Annotated in this window: 1 protein-coding gene; it reads left to right on the top strand. The window is 63.8% G+C overall.

The annotated features are described in order from the left end of the window. A partial coding sequence (locus tag NRB16_RS29920) for a hypothetical protein (RefSeq protein ID WP_257107573.1) occupies positions 1-614 on the top strand: 614 nt, incomplete at both ends.

The following is a 614-nucleotide window of genomic DNA, read 5'->3' as shown; positions in this document are numbered from 1 at the left end:
GCAGACGTGGCCGCATTGACCACCGCCCAGGTTGTCGCCTTGAGCACCGCTCAAGTGGCCGCATTGACCACCGCTCAAGTGGCCAACCTGACCACCGCTCAAGTGGCAGCTCTGGAAACCGTTGATGTCGGTGCACTGACCAGCGCCCAGCTGGTGGCGCTGACCACGGCTCAAGTGGCAGCTCTGACGACCGCTCAAGTCGCCGCTCTCAAACCGACGCAGATCAGCGCCCTGGAAAACGCCGATGTCGCCGCGCTGACCACCGCTCAAGTGGTCGCACTGGGCACCGCTCAAGTCGCTGCGCTGAAAACCGCTCAGGTCGCGGCACTGACCACTGCACAAGTCGCTGCCCTGGAAACGGCTGATATTGCTGCTCTGCCTGCGGCCAGCGTTGCTGCATTGACCACTGCTCAGGTCGCTGCACTGACCACCGGCCAGGTTGTCGCGCTGACTACTGCTCAAGTGGCTGCACTGACCACCACGCAGGTTTCCAACCTGACCACCGCTCAGGTGGCCGCGCTGGAAACCGCTGATGTCGGCGCACTGACCAGCGCCCAGATCGTGGCACTGTCCACGGATCAAGTGGCTGCACTGACCACCGCTCAAGTCGCCGC

The organism is Pseudomonas sp. LJDD11 (genome assembly GCF_024584215.1).
GTDB lineage: Bacteria > Pseudomonadota > Gammaproteobacteria > Pseudomonadales > Pseudomonadaceae > Aquipseudomonas.
The sequence above is the reverse complement of the archived record's forward strand: the minus strand, read 5'-3'. Positions and strand labels throughout refer to the sequence as shown.